Annotated in this window: 20 protein-coding genes; 8 read left to right on the top strand and 12 right to left on the bottom strand. The window is 67.2% G+C overall.

All coding sequences use genetic code 11. The annotated features are described in order from the left end of the window. Positions 1-97 precede the first annotated feature (97 nt). Genes RV045_RS06745 through greB form a run of 3 tightly spaced genes read left to right on the top strand, consistent with a single transcriptional unit; the run spans position 98 to position 2,917 of the window. Positions 98-1,165, top strand: coding sequence for a hypothetical protein (locus RV045_RS06745; protein ID WP_423235008.1), 1,068 nt, complete (start codon positions 98-100; stop codon positions 1,163-1,165). Then, entirely contained in the window at positions 1,146-2,396 is a 1,251-nt protein-coding gene (gene dprA / locus RV045_RS06750; protein WP_423235009.1) for a DNA-processing protein DprA, read from the top strand. Before RV045_RS06745 ends, dprA begins: the two co-directional genes overlap by 20 nt. Further along, complete coding sequence (gene greB / locus RV045_RS06755; protein ID WP_423235010.1) at positions 2,393-2,917, top strand: transcription elongation factor GreB; 525 nt, start codon at positions 2,393-2,395, stop codon at positions 2,915-2,917. The genes dprA and greB overlap by 4 nt, the downstream gene beginning before the upstream one ends. Here the strand turns inward: greB and RV045_RS06760 are convergent. Further along, positions 2,890-5,271 (bottom strand): RelA/SpoT family protein, encoded by a 2,382-nt coding sequence (locus RV045_RS06760; protein ID WP_423235011.1) that lies wholly within the window; start codon positions 5,269-5,271, stop codon positions 2,890-2,892. The two genes, greB and RV045_RS06760, sit on opposite strands and share 28 nt — an antisense overlap. Before the next feature lie 169 nt (positions 5,272-5,440). On the opposite strand from RV045_RS06760, the gene RV045_RS06765 reads away from it, so the two are divergent. Continuing rightward, positions 5,441-6,145, top strand: a complete 705-nt coding sequence (locus RV045_RS06765) for a dienelactone hydrolase family protein (protein ID WP_423235012.1) — start codon at positions 5,441-5,443, stop codon at positions 6,143-6,145. Between the two features lie 89 nt (positions 6,146-6,234). Here the strand turns inward: RV045_RS06765 and rpoZ are convergent, their stop codons facing one another. Both rpoZ and gmk read right to left on the bottom strand, forming a co-directional pair. Continuing rightward, positions 6,235-6,441 carry a DNA-directed RNA polymerase subunit omega gene (gene rpoZ, locus RV045_RS06770; RefSeq protein ID WP_423235013.1) on the bottom strand — a complete coding sequence of 69 codons (207 nt, stop codon included), beginning with the start codon at positions 6,439-6,441 and terminating at the stop codon, positions 6,235-6,237. A gap of 56 nt (positions 6,442-6,497) precedes the next feature. After that, positions 6,498-7,130, bottom strand: coding sequence for a guanylate kinase (gene gmk, locus RV045_RS06775; RefSeq protein ID WP_423235014.1), 633 nt, complete (start codon positions 7,128-7,130; stop codon positions 6,498-6,500). 121 nt (positions 7,131-7,251) lie between these two features. On the opposite strand from gmk, the gene RV045_RS06780 reads away from it, so the two are divergent. Continuing rightward, complete coding sequence (locus tag RV045_RS06780) at positions 7,252-8,061, top strand: PhaM family polyhydroxyalkanoate granule multifunctional regulatory protein (RefSeq protein ID WP_423235015.1); 810 nt, start codon at positions 7,252-7,254, stop codon at positions 8,059-8,061. Here the strand turns inward: RV045_RS06780 and RV045_RS06785 are convergent, their stop codons facing one another. Both RV045_RS06785 and coaD read right to left on the bottom strand, forming a co-directional pair. Continuing rightward, positions 8,062-8,331, bottom strand: coding sequence for a YfhL family 4Fe-4S dicluster ferredoxin (locus RV045_RS06785; RefSeq protein WP_423235016.1), 270 nt, complete (start codon positions 8,329-8,331; stop codon positions 8,062-8,064). 2 nt (positions 8,332-8,333) lie between these two features. Next, the gene (gene coaD / locus RV045_RS06790; protein ID WP_423235017.1) at positions 8,334-8,834 is read right to left on the bottom strand and encodes a pantetheine-phosphate adenylyltransferase; all 501 of its coding nucleotides are present in this window, start codon (positions 8,832-8,834) and stop codon (positions 8,334-8,336) included. Between the two features lie 72 nt (positions 8,835-8,906). On the opposite strand from coaD, the gene RV045_RS06795 reads away from it, so the two are divergent. The 3 genes from RV045_RS06795 (at position 8,907) to arsB (ending at position 10,880) form a co-directional block, all read left to right on the top strand. After that, positions 8,907-9,254, top strand: a complete 348-nt coding sequence (locus RV045_RS06795; RefSeq protein WP_423235018.1) for an ArsR/SmtB family transcription factor — start codon at positions 8,907-8,909, stop codon at positions 9,252-9,254. A gap of 77 nt (positions 9,255-9,331) precedes the next feature. After that, positions 9,332-9,841, top strand: a complete 510-nt coding sequence (locus RV045_RS06800) for an arsenate reductase ArsC (RefSeq protein WP_423235019.1) — start codon at positions 9,332-9,334, stop codon at positions 9,839-9,841. Continuing rightward, positions 9,831-10,880 (top strand): ACR3 family arsenite efflux transporter, encoded by a 1,050-nt coding sequence (gene arsB, locus RV045_RS06805; RefSeq protein ID WP_423235020.1) that lies wholly within the window; start codon positions 9,831-9,833, stop codon positions 10,878-10,880. The genes RV045_RS06800 and arsB overlap by 11 nt, the downstream gene beginning before the upstream one ends. Positions 10,881-10,890: 10 nt before the next feature. Here arsB and RV045_RS06810 read toward each other — a convergent pair whose 3' ends face one another. From RV045_RS06810 to RV045_RS06840, 7 genes are read right to left on the bottom strand one after another with little or no spacing between them, the layout of a single operon-like run. Continuing rightward, positions 10,891-11,283: an L-rhamnose mutarotase gene (locus tag RV045_RS06810; protein ID WP_423235021.1), complete on the bottom strand. Its 393-nt coding sequence runs from the start codon at positions 11,281-11,283 to the stop codon at positions 10,891-10,893. Further along, positions 11,280-12,056, bottom strand: coding sequence for an L-fucose dehydrogenase (locus tag RV045_RS06815; RefSeq protein ID WP_423235022.1), 777 nt, complete (start codon positions 12,054-12,056; stop codon positions 11,280-11,282). The genes RV045_RS06810 and RV045_RS06815 overlap by 4 nt, the downstream gene beginning before the upstream one ends. Positions 12,057-12,082: 26 nt before the next feature. Then, positions 12,083-13,000 carry an amidohydrolase family protein gene (locus RV045_RS06820; RefSeq protein ID WP_423235023.1) on the bottom strand — a complete coding sequence of 306 codons (918 nt, stop codon included), beginning with the start codon at positions 12,998-13,000 and terminating at the stop codon, positions 12,083-12,085. Continuing rightward, on the bottom strand, positions 12,997-14,286 hold the full coding sequence (locus RV045_RS06825; protein WP_423235024.1) for an L-fuconate dehydratase: 1,290 nt from the start codon (positions 14,284-14,286) through the stop codon (positions 12,997-12,999). Before RV045_RS06825 ends, RV045_RS06820 begins: the two co-directional genes overlap by 4 nt. An 18-nt stretch (positions 14,287-14,304) precedes the next feature. Next, a complete protein-coding gene (locus RV045_RS06830; protein ID WP_423235025.1) occupies positions 14,305-15,159 on the bottom strand; it encodes a fumarylacetoacetate hydrolase family protein in 855 nt (284 codons plus the stop codon). Between the two features lie 12 nt (positions 15,160-15,171). Continuing rightward, complete coding sequence (locus RV045_RS06835) at positions 15,172-16,485, bottom strand: MFS transporter (protein ID WP_423235026.1); 1,314 nt, start codon at positions 16,483-16,485, stop codon at positions 15,172-15,174. 60 nt (positions 16,486-16,545) lie between these two features. Next, positions 16,546-17,493 (bottom strand): ABC transporter substrate-binding protein, encoded by a 948-nt coding sequence (locus RV045_RS06840; protein ID WP_423235027.1) that lies wholly within the window; start codon positions 17,491-17,493, stop codon positions 16,546-16,548. Positions 17,494-17,510: the final 17 nt, after the last annotated feature.

The following is a 17,510-nucleotide window of genomic DNA, read 5'->3' on the forward strand; positions in this document are numbered from 1 at the left end:
GCCAATTTACCATGCGGCCTCCGGGCCGTGTGATCGTGTGTTTTCCGGCGGGTCCGGCCGACTGGCCCGTTCTGGCCGCCGCTGAATGGAGATGATGATGTCCCGTCTGTCTGCCCCTGCACTGATCCGGCCCGGCCGGCTGGCCCTGATGACCGCCCTGCTGGGCCTTGTGCTGGGTACTGGCCTGGCGCTGTCGCCCACCCCGGCCCGGGCTGCTGCACCAGGCGCGCACAAAAACAGCGTTAAAAAGCAGGGCGCCCAAAAGCATGCAGCGCGCAAAATCCCGCGCGGCAGCAAAAAGACGGTCCGCCAGGCGCGCGCAGAGGCTGTGCCTGCGCTGCCCACCGTTCACCTGTCGCCGCGCGTGCGCACCGAGGCCCTGGGGCCTGCGGGCGTTGCGCCCGTGATGCTGGCCACGGTGCGGCCTTTTCTGTCCCGGTCGCAGATCCTGCCCGACGAGCGCCTGGCTGCCGCGCCGCGCATTGTGGCGCTGCCTGAGCGCCGCGCCCTGGTCAGCCTGGGCGACACGGTGTACGCGCGCGGGGGCGAGCTGCAGACGATCCCGACGGGCACGCTGCTGCAGATCTACCGCATGGCCTCGCCGGTGAAAGATCCGGTGACGGGCGAGGTGCTGGGCCACGAGACCCGCGCCGTGGGCGAGGCTGAATTGATCGCCCGGGGCCACGACAGCGATCCCCAGATCGCCGCTGCCGAAGTGCCCTACACCCTGCGCATCGTGCGCGCCAGCGACGAGGTGCTGGTCGGCGACCGTCTGGCGCCGCTGCCCGCGCACCCGCTGACGGGGGTGGCGCTGGACCGCTTCATCCCGCACGCTCCGGCTGTGGGCCAGGAGGGGCTGGTGGTGTCGGTGCCGGACCACGGCGAAGCCGGGCCCAACCAGCTGGTCATCGTCAACCGGGGCCAGCAGCAGGGCCTGCAGGTGGGCGATGTCTTTGATGTGATGCCGCCGCAGCGTGTCACCACCGATCCGACCAGCCCCGGCCAGGTCGTCATGAGCGTGCCGGGCGAGAAAAAAGCCACGCTCATGCTGGTGCATGTGTTCGACAAGGCGTCTTACGCCCTGGTGATGAACAGCGTCTGGCCGGTGCGGCCGGGCGACAGCGTGGTTGCGCCCACCTCGGTGGATGTCGGCAGCGCCCGCTGATCTGACGCGCACAGGGACAGACCCGGTGACGCCCACGGCCGCCTCCGACCCCGACGAGCTGCTCGCCTGGCTGCGCCTGCTGCTGGCGCCGGGCCTGGGGCGGCGCGGCGTGCGCCAGCTGCTGGCGCGCCTCGGTTCGCCGCAGGCGGTGGTCGGCACGACAGCTTCGGCGCTGAACGCACTGCTGCCCGGCGCGGGCACGGCCCTGAGCGACGCCGAAGTGCGCCAGCAGGCCGAGGCCCAGCTGGCCAGCACTCAGGCCTGGCTGGCCGACGCCAGCGCGCGCCGCCATGTGCTGGTGCCCGGCGACACCGATTACCCCGCGCTGCTGCTGGAAACGCCCGATCCGCCGCTGATGCTGTTCGCCCAAGGCGATCTGGCGGCGCTGCGCCTGCCTGCGCTGGCCATGGTCGGCTCGCGCAACCCCACCGCCGGGGGCGAGGACAACGCCCGCGCCTTTGCGCGCCACTTCGCGTCCTGCGGCCTGTGCGTGGTCTCGGGCCTGGCCCAGGGCGTGGACGCAGCGGCGCACCAAGGTGCGCTGGCCGCGGCCACGGGCGCTCCGGCCACGCTGGCGGTGGTCGGAACGGGGCTGGACCGCGTCTACCCGGCCAGCCACCGCGATCTGGCCCACGCCATCGCCCAGAACGGGCTGCTGCTCAGCGAGTACCTGCTGGGCACGCCCGCAAGGTCGCAGAACTTCCCGCAGCGCAACCGCCTGATCGCCGGGCTGTCGCTGGGCACGCTGGTGGTCGAAGCCGCGATGGGGTCGGGCTCCCTGATCACCGCCCGGCTGGCCACCGAGATGGGCCGCGAGGTTTTTGCCATCCCCGGCTCGATCCACGCGCCGCAGGTCAAGGGCTGCCACGCGCTGATCAAACAGGGCGCCCGCCTGGTCGAAGTCGCCGACGACGTGCTCAGCGAGCTGCGCCTGCAGCCTGCGCCGGTGAAAACTGCCGCAGCCTCTCCGCGCCGCCGGGGCGCCAGCGCGTCCCGCACGCCACCTGCAGCCTCTTCATCCGAAATCGTCACGCCCTCCCAGGCCGCTCTGCTGCCCGGCTGCGCGCAGCTTCTGGAGGCGCTGGGCCACGATCCGCTTGATCTGGACCAGCTGCAGGCGCGCACCGGCGAAACCACGGCCGACCTGATGGCCCGGCTGCTCGACCTTGAGCTGCAGGGCCAGGTTCAGCGCCTGCCCGGTGGGCGCTACCAGCGCCGGGGCTGGGCATGAGCACCGAGCCGGACACGCCCGAAGCGCCGCCGCGCAAGCGCTACATCAGCCGCACCGGCTTCGAGCGCCTGCAAAAAGAGCTGCATGTTCTGGCCCACACCGAGCGTCCGCAGGTGGTGGAAAAAGTCTCGTGGGCCGCGTCCAACGGCGACCGCTCCGAGAACGGCGATTACCTCTACGGCAAAAAGCGCCTGCGCGAAATCGACCGCCGCATCCGCTTCCTGATCAAGCGCCTGGAGCAGGCCACGGTGGTCGACCCGACCGTGCACCACGGCGGCGACCAGGTGTTTTTCGGCGCCACCGTGACCTTCGCGCGCGAGGACGGCCAGGAGCAGACCGTGACCATCCTGGGCGAAGACGAGGCCGACGCACTGGCCGGACAGATCACCTGGCTGTCGCCGGTGGCGCGGGCGCTGCTCAAGGCCCGCGAGGGCGACGAGGTGCGCCTGCAGACGCCCGCCGGCTGGCAGACGCTGGAGATTCTGGCGGTCGCTTACCCTGCGCCCGAACCCGGGCGCTGAGCCGGATCGGCCTGGCCGCGCAGCCGGGTCACCTTGTGCACAAAGGCCAGCTGGCGCACGCGCCGCAGGATGTCGGCCAGGTGCAGGCGATCCTGCACGAGGAAGCGGATGTTGATTTCCTCGACGCCGTCGGCCTGCGCGTCACGCGCCAGATCAACGTGCGTGATGTCGCCCTTGATCGCCGCGATGACCGCCGCCAGCCGCCCCTGGCCGTTCTGCACCCAGATGCTCAGCGCGGTCTCAAAGGCGCGCACCGGGCTTTCGGCCCACTCCAGCGGCATCCAGCGGTCGCCTTCGCGCGCCATGCTGCGCTTGACCTGGCGGCATTCAGCGTGATGAACCTGCAGCGCCTCGCCCCGGCCCAGATAGCCGCGGATGGGGTCGCCCGGAATGGGGCGGCAGCAGGGGCTGATCTGGATGGACGCGCCTTCCGAGCCGTCGATCACCAGCAGGCCGTGGCTGGCCACCGCCTCGTCGGGCGCGTAGCGCGACAGGCTGAGCTGCACCGGATCGGGCTTGTGGCCCTGCTCGGTCAGCAGCGTGGCCATGCGCTGCGCCACCAGCGCCGCGACCTTGCGCCCCAGGGCCAGATCGATCAGCAGCTCGTCGCGGCCCTTGCTTTCGGCCCAGCGCGTGACCTGCTGCCACAGCTGCTGCACCTGCTGGTTGTGCGCCTGATCGGCCGGCGCATCGCCGTGCCGCACGGCGGGCAGCGCATAACCCAGCGCGCGCAGGGCCTGACCCAGCATGCGTTCGCCCAGGCCCAGCGCGTCCTGCGTCTGCGCGGTTTTCAGGTAGTTGCGGATTTTGGCGCGCGCCTTGCCGGTGCGCACGAAATCCAGCCAGGCCGGGTTGGGCCGGGTCTGCGCGCCCTGGATGATCTCCACCCGGTCGCCGTTGACCAGGCGCGTGCGCAGCGGCACGGCCTCGTCGTTGATGCGCGCGGCCACGCAGCGGTGACCCACGTCGGAGTGCACGGCGTAAGCAAAATCGACCGGCGTCGAGCCCTTGGGCAGCGTCAGGATGCGGTTCTTGGGCGTGAAGACGTAAACCGATTCCGGGTAAAGATCGACCTTGACGTGCTCGAAAAACTCCAGCGAATCGCGCGTGGTGTTCTGGATGTCCAGCAGCGACTGCAGCCAGCCCATGCCCTGCGGATCGTCCTCGGCGCCGGGCTGCCCGCTGCCGCCGCTGGCCCCCGTGCGGCCGCGCGCGGGCTTGCGGTCCTTGTAGGCCCAGTGGGCCGCCACGCCTTTTTCAGCGACCAGGTGCATCTCTTCCGTGCGGATCTGGAACTCGATGGGCGTGCCCAGCGGGCTGACCAGGGTGGTGTGCAGCGACTGGTAGCCGTTGGCCTTGGGCAGCGCGACGTAATCCTTGAAGCGCCCCGGCATGGGTTTGTACAGGTGGTGCAGCACGCCCAGCGCGGTATAGCACTGCGGCATCGTCCCCACCACCACGCGAAAGCCGAACAGGTCGTTGATGTCGGCAAACGAGGCGTGCTTGTCCTTCATCTTGTTGTAGATGGAGAAGGATTCCTTCGTGCGCCCTTCCAGCGTCACGCGCAGGCGGGCGGCGGCGAAGGCGCGCTCGACGTCCTGGCGCACGCGCTCGACGATTTCGCGCGGGTGCTGCACCGAGCGGCGCATGGCCTCGGTGATGATGCGGCTGCGCCAGGGGTAGACGCAGGCGAAAGAGATGTCCTGCAGCTCGCGGTAGACCTCGTTCAGACCCAGGCGGTGCGCGATGGGGGCGTAGATGTCCAGCGTCTCGCGGGCGATGCGCGCGCGCTTGTGCTGCGCCATCGCGCCCATGGTGCGCATGTTGTGCAGGCGGTCGGCCAGCTTGATCAGAATGACACGCACGTCGCGCGCCATGGCCAGCAGCATCTTGCGGAAGGACTCGGCCTGGGTCTCTTCGCGGGTGGCGAACTGCAGCTTGTCCAGCTTGGTCAGCCCGTCGACCAGATCGGCGGTGACGCTGCCAAAGCGCTCCAGAATGTCGGATTTGGTGATGCCGCAGTCTTCCATGGCATCGTGTGTCAGCGCGGCCATCAGGGCCTGCACGTCCATGCGCCAGTCGGCGCAGATGCCGGCCACCGCCAGCGGGTGGGTGATATAGGGCTCGCCGCTGGCGCGTTTCTGGCCCAGGTGGGCCTCGTCGGCGAAGCGCCAGGCTTCGCGCACCTGCGCCTGTTCGGCTTTGCTCAGGTAGCCGATGCGTTCGGCCAGCTCAGCATAGGTGCTGGCGTCGGGGCGCACCGGGGCGTCCGGCCCGGCCGCATTCGGGCGTGGCCGGGCCCGGCGCCTCAGGGCACTGGGCAGAAGATCGGCCGCCAGCGAACGCAGACTCATGGGACACCTGAAAATCGGGGGGTTTGGAGATATTGGCGGGTCGCGCGCAGACGACATCCGTCTCTAGCTTAATGGAAAACCCGCGCCTTGGCACCCTCTGAGGCTGTTGGGCCTGGCGGCGCACTCTTGTTATCCTTGCGGGCTGATTTCACTGCACAAGGAAGCTGTCATGAGTTCACCCCTATCCATCACCGCGCTAGACGGCAGCGGCACGTTTTCGGGCTATCTGGCCCTGCCGCCCGGCGGCACAGGCCCCGGCCTTGTGATGGCGCAGGAGATTTTCGGCGTCAACTTCAACATGCGCGAGCTGGCCGACACCTTCGCCCAGCTGGGCTATGTCGTCGCGGTGCCGGACCTGTTCTGGCGCATCCAGCCCGGCATCGAGCTGGGTTACACCCCCGAAGACTGGAAGAAGGCCTTCGAATACTTCCAGGCGCTGGACCAGGGCAAGGCCGTGGAAGACATCCAGGCCACGCTGACCGCGCTGCGCGCCCACCCGGCCGTCGCGGGCGGCAAAGCGGGCGTCGTGGGCTACTGCCTGGGCGGCAAGCTGGCTTACCTGGCGGCGTGCCGCACCGACAGCGATGTCAGCGTGGGCTACTACGGCGTGGGCATCGAGGCCGCGCTGGACGAAGCCGCGAACATCCGCCAGCCTGTGCTGCTGCATATTGCCGAGAAAGACGGCTTCTGCCCGCCCGAAGCGCGCGAGGCCATCGTCAAGGCCTTCGCTGGGCACGCCCAGGTCACGACCCAGGTCTATCCGGGCGTCGATCACGCCTTTGCCCGCCCCGCTGGCGAGCATTACGATGCCGCAGCCGCCACGCTGGCCAACCAGCGCACGGCGGATGCGCTGGCGCAGCACCTCAAAGGCTGACGGCGGGGGTCGCCGCACCGGTCACTCTGATCGTGCGGCCATGAAAAAACCCGGCCTCGGCCGGGTTTTTCGTGGCAGCGCTGACCCGATCAGCGCGCGGGCACGCGGCGCAGCATTTCGCGGCCGATGTGGCCTTCGGCGATTTCGCGCAGAGCGGTCACGTTGGGCTTGTTGCGGCTTTCGATGCGCGGGGTGTGGCCCTGGCTGAGCATACGTGCGCGGTAGGTGGCGCACAGCACCAGCTCGAAGCGGTTGGGGATTTTTTCCAGGCAGTCTTCAACGGTGATGCGGGCCATGGTGGTTTCCTGGTGGAGAACGTGAAAAAACGGAACAAAGACCGATCAGACTCGGGTCAGACCGTCGAGGGAGGCAGAGCCAGCGCCTCGAACACCCCGGATCGGTTGCGACGCTGCGCAGCGTACTTGAGACGCTGGGCGTGAACGACCGCTTTGAGATCAAACAGCGCCGTATCGAAGTGGGCATTGATTATAACGAAATCAAAGCGATGCGCCTGCTGGACTTCGTTGGCGGCATTGGCCATGCGCTTGGCAATGACGGCTTCGCTGTCCTCGCCACGCCGGGTCAGACGCTGGCGCAGCTCGGGCCAGGAGGGCGGCAGGATGAACATCAGCACCGCGTGCGGGAACAGCTCCTTGATCTGCAGCGCGCCCTGCCAGTCGATCTCCAGCACCACGTCGGCGCCTTCGCGCAGGCGCGCCTCGATGGCGGTGCGCGAGGTGCCGTACAGGTTGCCGTGGACTTCGGCCCACTCGAAAAAGGCGTTCTGCGCGATCAGGGCGCGGAACTCGTCTTCGGGGATGAACCAGTATTCGCGCCCGTCCTGCTCCTGGCCGCGCGGCGCGCGCGTGGTGTGCGAGATGGAGACATCGAGCTGCGCGTCCAGCTCCAGCAGCGCGCGCACCAGGCTGGATTTGCCCGTGCCACTGGGCGCGGCGATCACGAAAAGGTTGCCAGGAGTGTCCATGGGGAAAAAGCGAGTGGCGTAGGCCCGGCATTGTCGGCGATTTGACGCGCCAGCGGGGCCGCATGGCGCGCCAGAGCGCACAATACTGGAATCCCAACACCCGCCCTTGCAAAGGACCGCCATGAGTTCAGCGCCCGAATCCCCCTCGTCCGCCCTGCCGTTCGCCGGTGCCATGGCGGGCTGGGGCGATCTGTTCAAAGCCTTCATCCCCGCGTCCGCCACGGCGGCCAACCCCGCCGTGCCGATGCCGGGTGTGCAGACCGCGATGCCCCCGGGCCTGGCGCACTGGCTGACACCCAGCGCCAACCCGCAGGAGCTGGACAAGCGCATCGAGGACTTGAAAACCGTCAAATTCTGGCTGGACCAGAACGCGACGCTGGTGGATAACACCATCCGCGCGCTGGAGGTCCAGCGCCTGACCATGGCCACGCTGCAGAACATGAATGTGCCGCTGCAAAGCATGATGGACGCCATGGCCGCCCCGTGGGCCCACCTGGCGCAGGCCACGGCGGCTGCACCCACGACGGCGGCTGAAGCGCCGGCTCCGGCCGCTCCGCCGCAAGCTGCGCCTGCGCCAGCACCGGCTCCGCAGGCCAGCCCGGCGCCCGCCTCCGAATCCGCTACAGCCGACGCCGCCGCCGCCCTGCCCACACAGTGGTGGAACGACATGACCGGTCAGTTCGCCCGTCTGGCGCAGGCGGTGGTTCAGCAGGGCCAGGCTGCGGTGCAGGCCACAGTCGAGCAGGGTCAGGCGCTGGTGCCCAAAGTCCCGGCGGCCCCCAAACCAGCACGGAAAACTGCCGCCAAGCCAGCCGCGAAGGCCGCGCCCAAAGCCGCCGCCAAACCCGCTGCTGCTGCGAAAGCCGCTCCGGTAAAGACGGCTGCAAAAGCGGCGGCCAAACCGGCAGCGGGGCGGAAGAAGGCGGGGTAATCAGACGCGGGCTGCAGCCCGCTTTTCCGCCTCCAGCCCCTCGTATTTCGCCTGGAGCTGTTCGCGGCTCTCGACGTGTTCGGGGTTGAGCGGGATGCACTCCACCGGGCAGATGGCCACGCACTGCGGCTCATCGAAGTGGCCCACGCACTCGGTGCAGCGGCTGGGGGCGATGACGTAATACTCGGCGCCCATGCTGATCGCGCCGTTGGGGCATTCGGGCTCGCAGACGTCGCAGTTGATGCAGGCGTCGGTGATCATCAGCGCCATGCTCAGTCCCCGGCCAGACGGCGCTGCAGCGGGGCCAGCACGCTGGGCGGCACAAAGGGCGCGACGTCGCCCCCCAGGCGGGCGATCTCGCGCACGAAAGTGCCGCTGATGTACTGCACCTGCGGCGAGGGCGCCAGAAAAACGGTGTCCACCTCGGGCATCAGGTGGCGGTTCATGCCGGCCATCTGGAACTCGTAATCGAAATCGCTCACGCCGCGCAGGCCGCGCACCACCACCTGGCCGCCCAGCGCCAGCACGGTGTCGCGCAAAAGGCCCGTGAAGCCCTGCACCTGAACGCCGGGCAGCCCGGCCAGCGCCTCGCGCGCCAGGTCCACGCGCTCGTCGGCGCTGAACAGCGTGTTCTTGTGATGGCCCTGCGCCACCAGCACCGTCAGGCGGCCGAACAGGCGACTGGCGCGCTGCACCAGATCAACATGGCCCTGGGTGATGGGGTCGAAGGTGCCGGGGTAGACGGCGAGGGTATTGGGGGCGTTGGCATCCATGGCGTGATTGTCGGGCAAAACATCGTGACTGCCATCCGTCAAACAATTCAATAATTCCAGTATGATGGAATCATGGAAACGACCACAGACCTGACGTCCACCGCCACGCTGGAAGAATCTGCCGCGCTCAGCGCCCTGGCCGCACTGGCCCAGCCGCTGCGCCTGCGCGTGTTCCGCGCCCTGGTGGTCGCCGGACCGCAGGGCCTGACGCCGGGCGAGCTGGCCGCGCGCTGGCAGGTGCCGGGCAACACGCTGTCCTTTCACCTCAAAGAGCTGGTGCATGCGGGCCTGATCACGCAGGAGCGCGACGGCCGCAGCCTGATCTGCCGCGCCGAATTCGGGCGCATGAACGCCCTGCTGGGCTACCTGACCGAGCACTGCTGCCAGGGCGAGAGCTGTGGCGCTATCCCCCGACCCTGACCCTGACCCTGACCCTGACCCTGACCCTGACCCTGACCCTGACCCTGACCCTGACTGATCCTTCCGGAGCGACCCCCATGACCACGCCCTTGAACGTCCTTTTCCTGTGCACGCACAACTCGGCGCGCAGCATCCTGGCCGAGGCGCTGCTCAACCACTTGGGCGGAGAGCGCTTTCGCGGCTTTTCGGCCGGCAGCAGCCCGCGCGAGGCGCAAAAACCCAACCCCATCGGCCTGGAAGTGCTGGCCGAAGCCGGACTGCCCACCGACGGCCTGCACAGCAAATGCTGGGATGTGTTCGCCGCGCCAGACGCGCCGCGCATGGATCTGATCATCACCGTGTGCGACAGCGCGGCGGGCGAAACCTGCCCGATCTGGCCCGGACGCCCGGCCACGGCGCACTGGGGCTACGCCGACCCCTCAGCGGTGGCGGGCGGGCCGGACGCCCAGCGCGCGGCCTTTCGCCAGACCCTGCTGGCCCTGCGCCAGCGCATCAGCCTGCTGATCAGCCTGCCGACGTCCGAGCTGTCACCCGAGCGGCTGCAGGGCAGCGCCCGCGCCCTGGCGGGAGGCGAACATGTCGGCTGAAGCGCAGCGCATGGGCTTTTTCGAGCGTCACCTCACGGCCTGGGTGCTGCTGTGCATGGTCGCAGGCGTGGGCCTGGGGCAGCTGTTCCCGGCGGGCGTGCAGGCGGTGGGGCGGCTGGAGATCGCGCAGGTCAACCTGCCGGTTGGCGCGCTGATCTGGGTGATGATCATCCCCATGCTGCTGCGCATTGATTTCGCCAGCCTGGCGCAGGTCGGTCAGCACTGGCGCGGCATCGGGGTGACGCTCTTCGTCAACTGGGCGGTCAAGCCCTTTTCGATGGCGCTGCTGGGCTGGATTTTCGTGCGCCACCTCTTCGCGCCCTGGCTGCCGCCGGAGCAGATCGACAGCTACATCGCCGGGCTGATCCTGCTGGCGGCGGCGCCGTGCACGGCCATGGTGTTTGTCTGGAGCCGGCTCACGGGCGGGCATCCGCTGTTCACCCTGAGCCAGGTGGCGCTCAACGACGCCATCATGGTGTTTGCGTTTGCGCCCATCGTGGCGCTGCTGCTGGGGCTGTCCAGCATCGTGGTGCCCTGGGCGACGCTGGTCACGTCGGTGCTGCTGTACATCGTCATCCCGGTCGTTTTGGCGCAACTCGCCAGGCGCGCGCTGCTGCGCCGGGGGCCGCAGGCGCTGGAATCAGCGCTGGCGCGGCTGGGGCCTGCGTCCATCGTGGCGCTGCTGCTGACGCTGGTGCTGCTGTTTGCTTTTCAGGGCGGCGCCATTCTGTCGCAGCCGCTGGTGATTGCGCTGCTGGCGGTGCCCATCCTGATCCAGGTGCTGTTCAACGCGGGGCTGGCTTACTGGCTGAACCGGCGCGTGGGCGAATCGCACAGCGTGGCCTGCCCCTCGGCGCTGATCGGCGCGAGCAACTTTTTCGAGCTGGCCGTGGCCGCCGCCATCAGCCTGTTCGGCTTTGAATCGGGCGCGGCGCTGGCCACCGTGGTCGGCGTCCTGATCGAGGTGCCGGTGATGCTGCTGGTGGTCCGCGTCGTCAACCGCAGCCGGGGCTGGTACGACAGAGGCTGCGCGCGCTGATCTGAAAGGATCAGGTCTGTTCGGGCTGATCGGGCGGGTCGGGCTGATCTGCAAGACGGAAGATGCAGGCGGCCCGCGTCCACTTCTGGCCCTCGGGCGTCCAGGGCGTGGGCGCCTGGTACTGTCCCATCTGCGCCTCCCATTCGCTCAGGATGGGGATGAGCGCCTGATCCTGCGCCATGCGCGCCGCGTCGAAGCGCGCGTCGTCGGTCTGCATGACCATCACCAGGCGCGTGCCCAGGCGGTGAATCGTCATGTCCAGCACGCCGTGGCGGCGCAGGTGCGCAGCGACTTCGGGCCAGATGCGCTTGTGCGCGGCCTCGTAGGCGGCGATGGCGTCCGGGCTGTCTTTCAGATCAAGCAGCAGCACCTGCTGCGTCACGCCGGACATCGCCGTGCTCATGTCAGCGCCCGGTCCAGGTGGGTGTAGCCGCCATCGACAAACACCCATTGCCCGGTGGTGTGGCTGCTGCGCGGCGAGAGCAGAAACACCGTCATGTCAGCCAGCTCTTCGCAGGTCGTCATGCGCTGGCCCAGCGGAATTCTGGCGGTGATGCTGTCCAGTTTGGCCTGCGGATCGGGGAAGCTGTCCACCCAGCGGCGGTAGAGCGGCGTCATGGCTTCGGCCGGGATGACGGCGTTGACGCGCACGCCGTCCATGCGCAGAGCGGCGGCCCATTCGCGCGTCAGGGCGAGCTGCGCGCCCTTGGCGGCGCAGTAGCCGCTGGTGTTGCCCTGGCCCGTCAGCGCGGTCTTGCTGCTGATGTTGACGATGGCGCCCCGGCTGGCTTTCAGGTGCGGCACGCACAGGTGGGCCAGCGTGTAGTAGTGGATGAGATTGCGGTCCAGCGATCCGGTGAAGGCCTGCGGGCCCGCGTCCAGGCCCACGCTGTCGTTGATGCCCGCGTTGTTCACCAGGCCGTCCAGGCGCCCGAAATGCTGCAGCGTGTCGTCCACGGCGCGCGTGCAGGCGCTGGCGTCGCTCAGGTTGATCTGGATGAAGTGCGATCTGGGCTGCGCCGCGTAGAGTGCCTGCGCAAAATCGGGCGTCATCGGGCTTTTGCCGAAAATGACGGGGATCGCACCCTCGTTCGCCAGCGCCAGGCTGATGGCGGCGCCGATGCCGCTGGCGCCGCCGGTGACGATGACGGTTTTGTCGCTCAGGTAGAGATCCATGGACGGCTTTCAGGAATCTTCAGAAATCAGGACAGACCGCTGAGGCCATACACGCGCCGGGCCGTGCCCTGCCACAGCGCGCTTTGTTCGGCGGCGCTCAGGCGGCTGGTCCAGTCGGAAAACAGCGCCAGATTGTCGGCGTAGGACGTGGCCAGCGAGAGCACCGGCCAGTCCGAGCCAAACATCAGCCGCTGCGCGCCAAAGGCGTCCAGCGCGATGTCCCAGCAGCGGCGCATTGCGGATCGGGCGCTGTCCGGAAGGTCTCCCGCGATCGTGGCCTCGGTGGCCAGGCCCGATAGTTTGGCGGCCACGTGCGGCAGCGCGGCCAGAGCGCGCAGATGGCCTTCCCACGGGCGCCAGGCCGGGTCGCCCGCCGCAGCGCCCACCGGCGGCTTGCCCAGGTGGTCCAGCACCAGCCAGTGGCGGTCATGCTGCGCGGCCCAGGCGGGCACCCCGGCCATCTGTCCGTGGCGCACCAGCAGGCTGTAGACCAGGCCCGCGTCCTGCACGGCGCGCAGGCCGCGGTTGACCTCGGGGCTGGCGATGAAGGCGGGCACGTCAGCCTCGTCCTGCACCTGATGGCGCAGGCCTTTGAGGCGCTCGCCCTGCGGGTGCGCGCGCCAGGCGGCCAGGCGCTGGGGCAGATCAGGCGCGCGCAGGTCGTCCCAGCCGATGACGCCCGCGATCTGCGGCGCCGTGGCGCACAAGTCCAGCAGCCAGGCGGTTTCGCGCGGCGTGGCGCGGGCCTGAACCGCCAGGCACTGGGCGATACTGCCCGCCTGCATCAGCGGCAGGCTGTCGTGCGGGAGCACGTCGCGGCGCAGCGCGGCCAGCGGCTCGCTCATCCAGGCGTAATCCTGGGGGTGATCGCGCCAGGGCCAGAAGTGCTGGTGGGCGTCGATGCGACCGCCGCTGACAGCCCCAGCGGCCCCCGCTGCGCTCATGCGGCGGGGCCCCGGAAGGTGTACTGCGCCAGCGAGGCGGGCTTCATGGTGATCGAAAAGCCCGGCTGCTGCGGCGGCATGTAGGCGGCGTTGCGGATGATGCAGGGCGCTTCAAAGTGCTCGTGCAGGTGGTCGACGTACTCGATGACGCGGCCCTCGTGCGTGCCCGCGATGCACAGATAGTCGATCATGGACAGGTGCTGCACGTACTCGCACAGGCCGACACCCCCCGCGTGCGGACAGACGGGCAGGCCGTATTGGGCGGCCATCAGCATCACCGCCAGGATCTCGTTGACACCGCCCAGGCGGCAGGAATCGATCTGCACCACGTCGATGGCTTCGCGCATGATGAACTGCTTGAACAGGATGCGGTTCTGGCCCATTTCACCCGTGGCGACCTTCATCTGGCCCAGCAGCGCCTGGCGGATGGCGCGGTGGCCTTCCACGTCGTCGGGGCTGGTCGGTTCCTCGATGAACCAGGGTTTGGCGAAGGCCAGATCCTTCAGCCACGGAATCGCCTGGGGCACATCCCAGACCTGGTTGGCGTCGATCATCAGGTGGCGGTCGGGGCCCAGCACCTCGCGCGCGATGCGCAGGCGGCGGATGTCGTCCTCTTTGTCGCGCCCGACCTTGAGCTTGATGTGGGCAAAGCCCGCATCCACCGCCTCCTGCGCCAGGCGGCGCAGTTTGTCGTCGGGGTAGCCCAGCCAGCCGGCCGAGGTGGTGTAGCAGGGGTAACCGCTGGCTTCCAGCTGGGCCAGTCGCTCGGCCTTGCCCGCAGCGCGCTCGCGCAGCAGGGTCAGCGCTTCTTCGGGGGTGATGCAGTCGGTGATGTAGCGGAAATCAATGCAGCGCACCAGCTCTTCGGGCGTCATGTCGGCGACCAGGCGCCAGACGGGTTTGCCCTCGCGCTTGGCCCACAGGTCCCACACCGCGTTGACGACAGCGCCGGTGGCCAAGTGGATGGCGCCTTTGTCGGGGCCGATCCAGCGCAGCTGGCTGTCGCTGGTGACATGGCGCCAGAAAGCCCCCATGTCGGCGGCGATGCCGTCCAGATCCAGGCCGACCACGCGCGAGGCCAGCGCCTGGATGGCGGCGCAGCAGATTTCGTTGCCGCGCCCGATGGTGAAGGTCAGCCCATGCCCTTCCAGGCCGGGCTGGTCGGTCTCCAGGATGACGTAGGCCGCCGAGTAATCCGGATCGGGATTCATGGCGTCCGAACCGTCCAGGTGCTGCGACGTGGGGAAGCGCACGTCCAGGGTGCGCAGGCCGGTGATCAGGGGCATGGAATATCCTTGAAAAGCTCAGGCGGCTTTTGTGCGCTGGCGCTGCTGGCCCAGGCCCTCGATGCCCAGCTCCATCACCTGGCCGGGGCGCAGGTAAACGGGCGGCTTCTGGCCCATGCCCACGCCGGGCGGCGTGCCGGTCGAGATGACATCGCCGGGCTGCAGGCTCATGAACTGGCTGAGGTAATGGACGAGGAAAGGCACGCCGTAAACCATGGTCGCGGTCGTGCCGTCCTGGAAGGTTTTGCCATCGACCTTGAGCCACAGGCGCAGGTTTTGCGGGTCAGCGACCTCGTCGGCGGTGACCAGCCAGGGGCCCGTCGGGCCGAAGGTGTCGCAGCCCTTGCCCTTGTCCCAGGTGCCGCTGCGCTCGATCTGGTATTCGCGCTCGGACACGTCGTTGACCACGCAGTAGCCCGCGACGTGGCTCATGGCGTCGGCCTCGCTGATGTAGCGCCCGCCGCGCCCGATGACCACGCCGAGTTCGACCTCCCAGTCGGTTTTCTGCGAACCGCGCGGAATCTCGACATCGTCATCCGGCCCGACGATGGCGCTGGTCCATTTGTTGAAAACCACCGGCTCGGGCGGCACGGCCATGCCGGTTTCGGCGGCGTGGTCCGAGTAGTTCAGCCCGATGCAGATGAACTTGCCGATCTGGCCCACGCAGGGCCCCAGGCGCAGGTCGGCCTGCGGCACGCCAGGCACCAGCGGCAGCTCCTCCAGATCCAGCGCCTGCAGGCGGGCGATGCTTTCAGGCAGCAGGGCATGCCCCGCAATATCGGTCAGCACGCCGGACAGGTCGCGCACACGCCCCTGGGCGTCGAGCACGCCGGGCTTTTCCTGGCCCGCAGGACCGTATCGGAGGAGTTTCATGGTTGCCTTTCTTCAAAAATTATCAGATGGGTTATCAGAAGAAGCCTTTGGCTCACGGGAGATAAGGTGCGCTGGAATCATCCACACGATCATGATAAATGCCAGCAGTGAGGCCGCCGCGATGGCATACAGCCCATAGACCGGGCTGTGGGTGACGGATACCACCTTGCCCACCATATAAGGGCTGATGACGCCGCCCAGATTGCCCATGGAGTTGATAAAGGCAATGCCACCGGCCGCTGCCGCACCTGCCATCATGCGCGGTGGCATAGTCCAGAATACCGACAGGCAGGCAATAACACCTATTGCAGCCAGCGTCAAGGCCGTCATAGACAGCAGTGTACTCTGCGCGAAAAGCCCACTCAGGAGGTAACCGAGAGCCCCGAGCAGGACGCACAGGGCCATATGCCATTTGCGTTCCCCGGTCTGGTCTGAGTGACGACCTACCCAGACCATGGCGATACCTGCAGCGGCATAGGGAATAGCTGATAACAGACCCACGTTGAACGGGTCGCTGACGCCTGAGTTCTTGATCAGCTGTGGAGCCCAGAAAGTGAATCCGTAAAGACCCATCAGCATCAGGATATATAAGACAGAAAGCAGCAGAACCTCAGGTCGGCGAAACAGGTGCGCGACGCTGTGCGTGGCTTGGGCGTCTTTGGTGGTGTCGAGGTTTTTTCTAAGCAGGATTTTTTCCTGATGGGTCAGCCATCGCGCAGCGTCAATTCCGTCGTCCAGAAAGCGCAGACAGATCAGACCCAGCAGAACACATGGTAAACCTTCGATCAGGAAAAGCCACTGCCATCCTCTCAAGCCCATAAAACTGTGCATCTGGCTGATGACGAATCCCGAGACTGGGCCACCGATGACTCCTGAAATAGCAATCGCCGTGAAAAAGACAGAGTTGACTTTGGCCCGCTCCCGAGCAGGGAACCAGTACGTCAGATACAGCACGACACCCGGAAGAAACCCGGCTTCAGCCACACCGATCAAAAACCGCACCACGTAAAACTGTGTTTCTGTGGTGACAAACATCATGCTGGCCGAGACAACGCCCCACGTGATCATGATGCGTGCTATCCAGCGACGTGCCCCCACCCGGTGGAGAATCAGGTTGCTGGGAACTTCGAACAGAAAATAGCCGACGAAAAAAATACTTGCGCCAAGTCCGTAAGCGGCATCGCTAAACCCCAGGTCGCTCTGCATTTCGAGCTTCGCAAAGCTGATATTGACTCGATTGAAATAGGCGAAGACGAAACAGACAATCAGAAATGGGATGAAGCGCAGCAGGACTTTTCGATAAAGAGTCTGGATATTTTCGGTCATCAAATTCTTTCACAAAACCCACGCCAGATGGACCGGCGTGGGATTCATACAGAGGCTTGATCAGTCGTACAGCACCGCAGCGATCTTGGGATCGGTCATATTGGTTTTGTCGTACCAGTAAAAGCCGGTGTCGATGATTTTGGGCAGTTTCTCGCCCTTGAGCGCTTTCACGGCGGCTTCAACGGTTTTGTAACCGATGCCGACGGGGTTTTGCGTGATGGCGCCCGCAATCGTGCCGTCCATGATCATGGCTTTCTGGTCCTTGCCCGAGTCGTAGCCGATGATGACGACCTTCTTGCCGGCCTCTTTCACGCCCTTGCCCACGCCCACGGCCGAGCCTTCGTTGGTGCCGAAAATGCCTTTCAGTTTCGGGTGCGCCAGCAGCAGGGTTTTGGCGATTTCGGCCGATTTCAGGTGATCGCCACCGCCGTACTGGATGTCCACGACCTTGATCTTGGGGTATTTGGCCTTGATGCGGTTGACGAAGCCATCGCGGCGACCCACGCCGGTGGTGCTGGTCTGGTCGTGCGCCACCACGGCGACTTCGCCCTCACCGCCGATCAGCGCGGCCATCTTGTCGGCGGCCAGCCCTGCGGCAGCCACGTTGTCGGTGGTCGCGGTGGTCACCGGGATGGGGCTGTCCACGCCCGAGTCAAAAGCGATCACGGGAATCTTCTCGGCCTGGGCCTTTTTCAGCAGCGGAATCGCGGCCTTGCTGTCCAGCGCGGCGAAGCCGATGGCGGCGGGTTTCTTGGCCAGCGCGGCGGTGAGCATGTCCATCTGCTTGTCGACCTGCTGCTCGGTCTCGGGGCCTTCAAACGTCACCTTGACCTTGTAATCGGCCCCGGCTTTTTCCGCCCCGGCCTTCACCGCCTGCCAGAACTGGTGCTGGAAGCCTTTGGAAATCAGCGGGATGTAGGGCTCGGCGGCGTGGGCACTGCCCAGGCCCAGGGTGGCGGCGGCGGCCAGAGCGGCCGCAGTCGCCAGCAGTTTGCGCTTGGAAATCATGTCAGTCTCCTTCGGGG

The sequence above is a fragment of the Amphibiibacter pelophylacis genome (assembly GCF_037688875.1).
GTDB classification, from domain to species: domain Bacteria; phylum Pseudomonadota; class Gammaproteobacteria; order Burkholderiales; family Burkholderiaceae_C; genus Amphibiibacter; species Amphibiibacter pelophylacis.

Excerpts from the sequence above, each read along its gene's own strand:
- RV045_RS06745 (WP_423235008.1), top strand. The coding sequence starts at position 98 with ATGTCCCGTCTGTCTGCCCCTGCACTGATCCGGCCCGGCCGGCTGGCC.
- dprA (WP_423235009.1), top strand. The coding sequence starts at position 1,146 with ATGTCGGCAGCGCCCGCTGATCTGACGCGCACAGGGACAGACCCGGTG.
- greB (WP_423235010.1), top strand. The coding sequence starts at position 2,393 with ATGAGCACCGAGCCGGACACGCCCGAAGCGCCGCCGCGCAAGCGCTAC.
- RV045_RS06760 (WP_423235011.1), bottom strand. The coding sequence starts at position 5,271 with ATGAGTCTGCGTTCGCTGGCGGCCGATCTTCTGCCCAGTGCCCTGAGG.
- RV045_RS06765 (WP_423235012.1), top strand. The coding sequence starts at position 5,441 with ATGAGTTCACCCCTATCCATCACCGCGCTAGACGGCAGCGGCACGTTT.
- rpoZ (WP_423235013.1), bottom strand. The coding sequence starts at position 6,441 with ATGGCCCGCATCACCGTTGAAGACTGCCTGGAAAAAATCCCCAACCGC.
- gmk (WP_423235014.1), bottom strand. The coding sequence starts at position 7,130 with ATGGACACTCCTGGCAACCTTTTCGTGATCGCCGCGCCCAGTGGCACG.
- RV045_RS06780 (WP_423235015.1), top strand. The coding sequence starts at position 7,252 with ATGAGTTCAGCGCCCGAATCCCCCTCGTCCGCCCTGCCGTTCGCCGGT.
- RV045_RS06785 (WP_423235016.1), bottom strand. The coding sequence starts at position 8,331 with ATGGCGCTGATGATCACCGACGCCTGCATCAACTGCGACGTCTGCGAG.
- coaD (WP_423235017.1), bottom strand. The coding sequence starts at position 8,834 with ATGGATGCCAACGCCCCCAATACCCTCGCCGTCTACCCCGGCACCTTC.
- RV045_RS06795 (WP_423235018.1), top strand. The coding sequence starts at position 8,907 with ATGGAAACGACCACAGACCTGACGTCCACCGCCACGCTGGAAGAATCT.
- RV045_RS06800 (WP_423235019.1), top strand. The coding sequence starts at position 9,332 with ATGACCACGCCCTTGAACGTCCTTTTCCTGTGCACGCACAACTCGGCG.
- arsB (WP_423235020.1), top strand. The coding sequence starts at position 9,831 with ATGTCGGCTGAAGCGCAGCGCATGGGCTTTTTCGAGCGTCACCTCACG.
- RV045_RS06810 (WP_423235021.1), bottom strand. The coding sequence starts at position 11,283 with ATGAGCACGGCGATGTCCGGCGTGACGCAGCAGGTGCTGCTGCTTGAT.
- RV045_RS06815 (WP_423235022.1), bottom strand. The coding sequence starts at position 12,056 with ATGGATCTCTACCTGAGCGACAAAACCGTCATCGTCACCGGCGGCGCC.
- RV045_RS06820 (WP_423235023.1), bottom strand. The coding sequence starts at position 13,000 with ATGAGCGCAGCGGGGGCCGCTGGGGCTGTCAGCGGCGGTCGCATCGAC.
- RV045_RS06825 (WP_423235024.1), bottom strand. The coding sequence starts at position 14,286 with ATGCCCCTGATCACCGGCCTGCGCACCCTGGACGTGCGCTTCCCCACG.
- RV045_RS06830 (WP_423235025.1), bottom strand. The coding sequence starts at position 15,159 with ATGAAACTCCTCCGATACGGTCCTGCGGGCCAGGAAAAGCCCGGCGTG.
- RV045_RS06835 (WP_423235026.1), bottom strand. The coding sequence starts at position 16,485 with ATGACCGAAAATATCCAGACTCTTTATCGAAAAGTCCTGCTGCGCTTC.
- RV045_RS06840 (WP_423235027.1), bottom strand. The coding sequence starts at position 17,493 with ATGATTTCCAAGCGCAAACTGCTGGCGACTGCGGCCGCTCTGGCCGCC.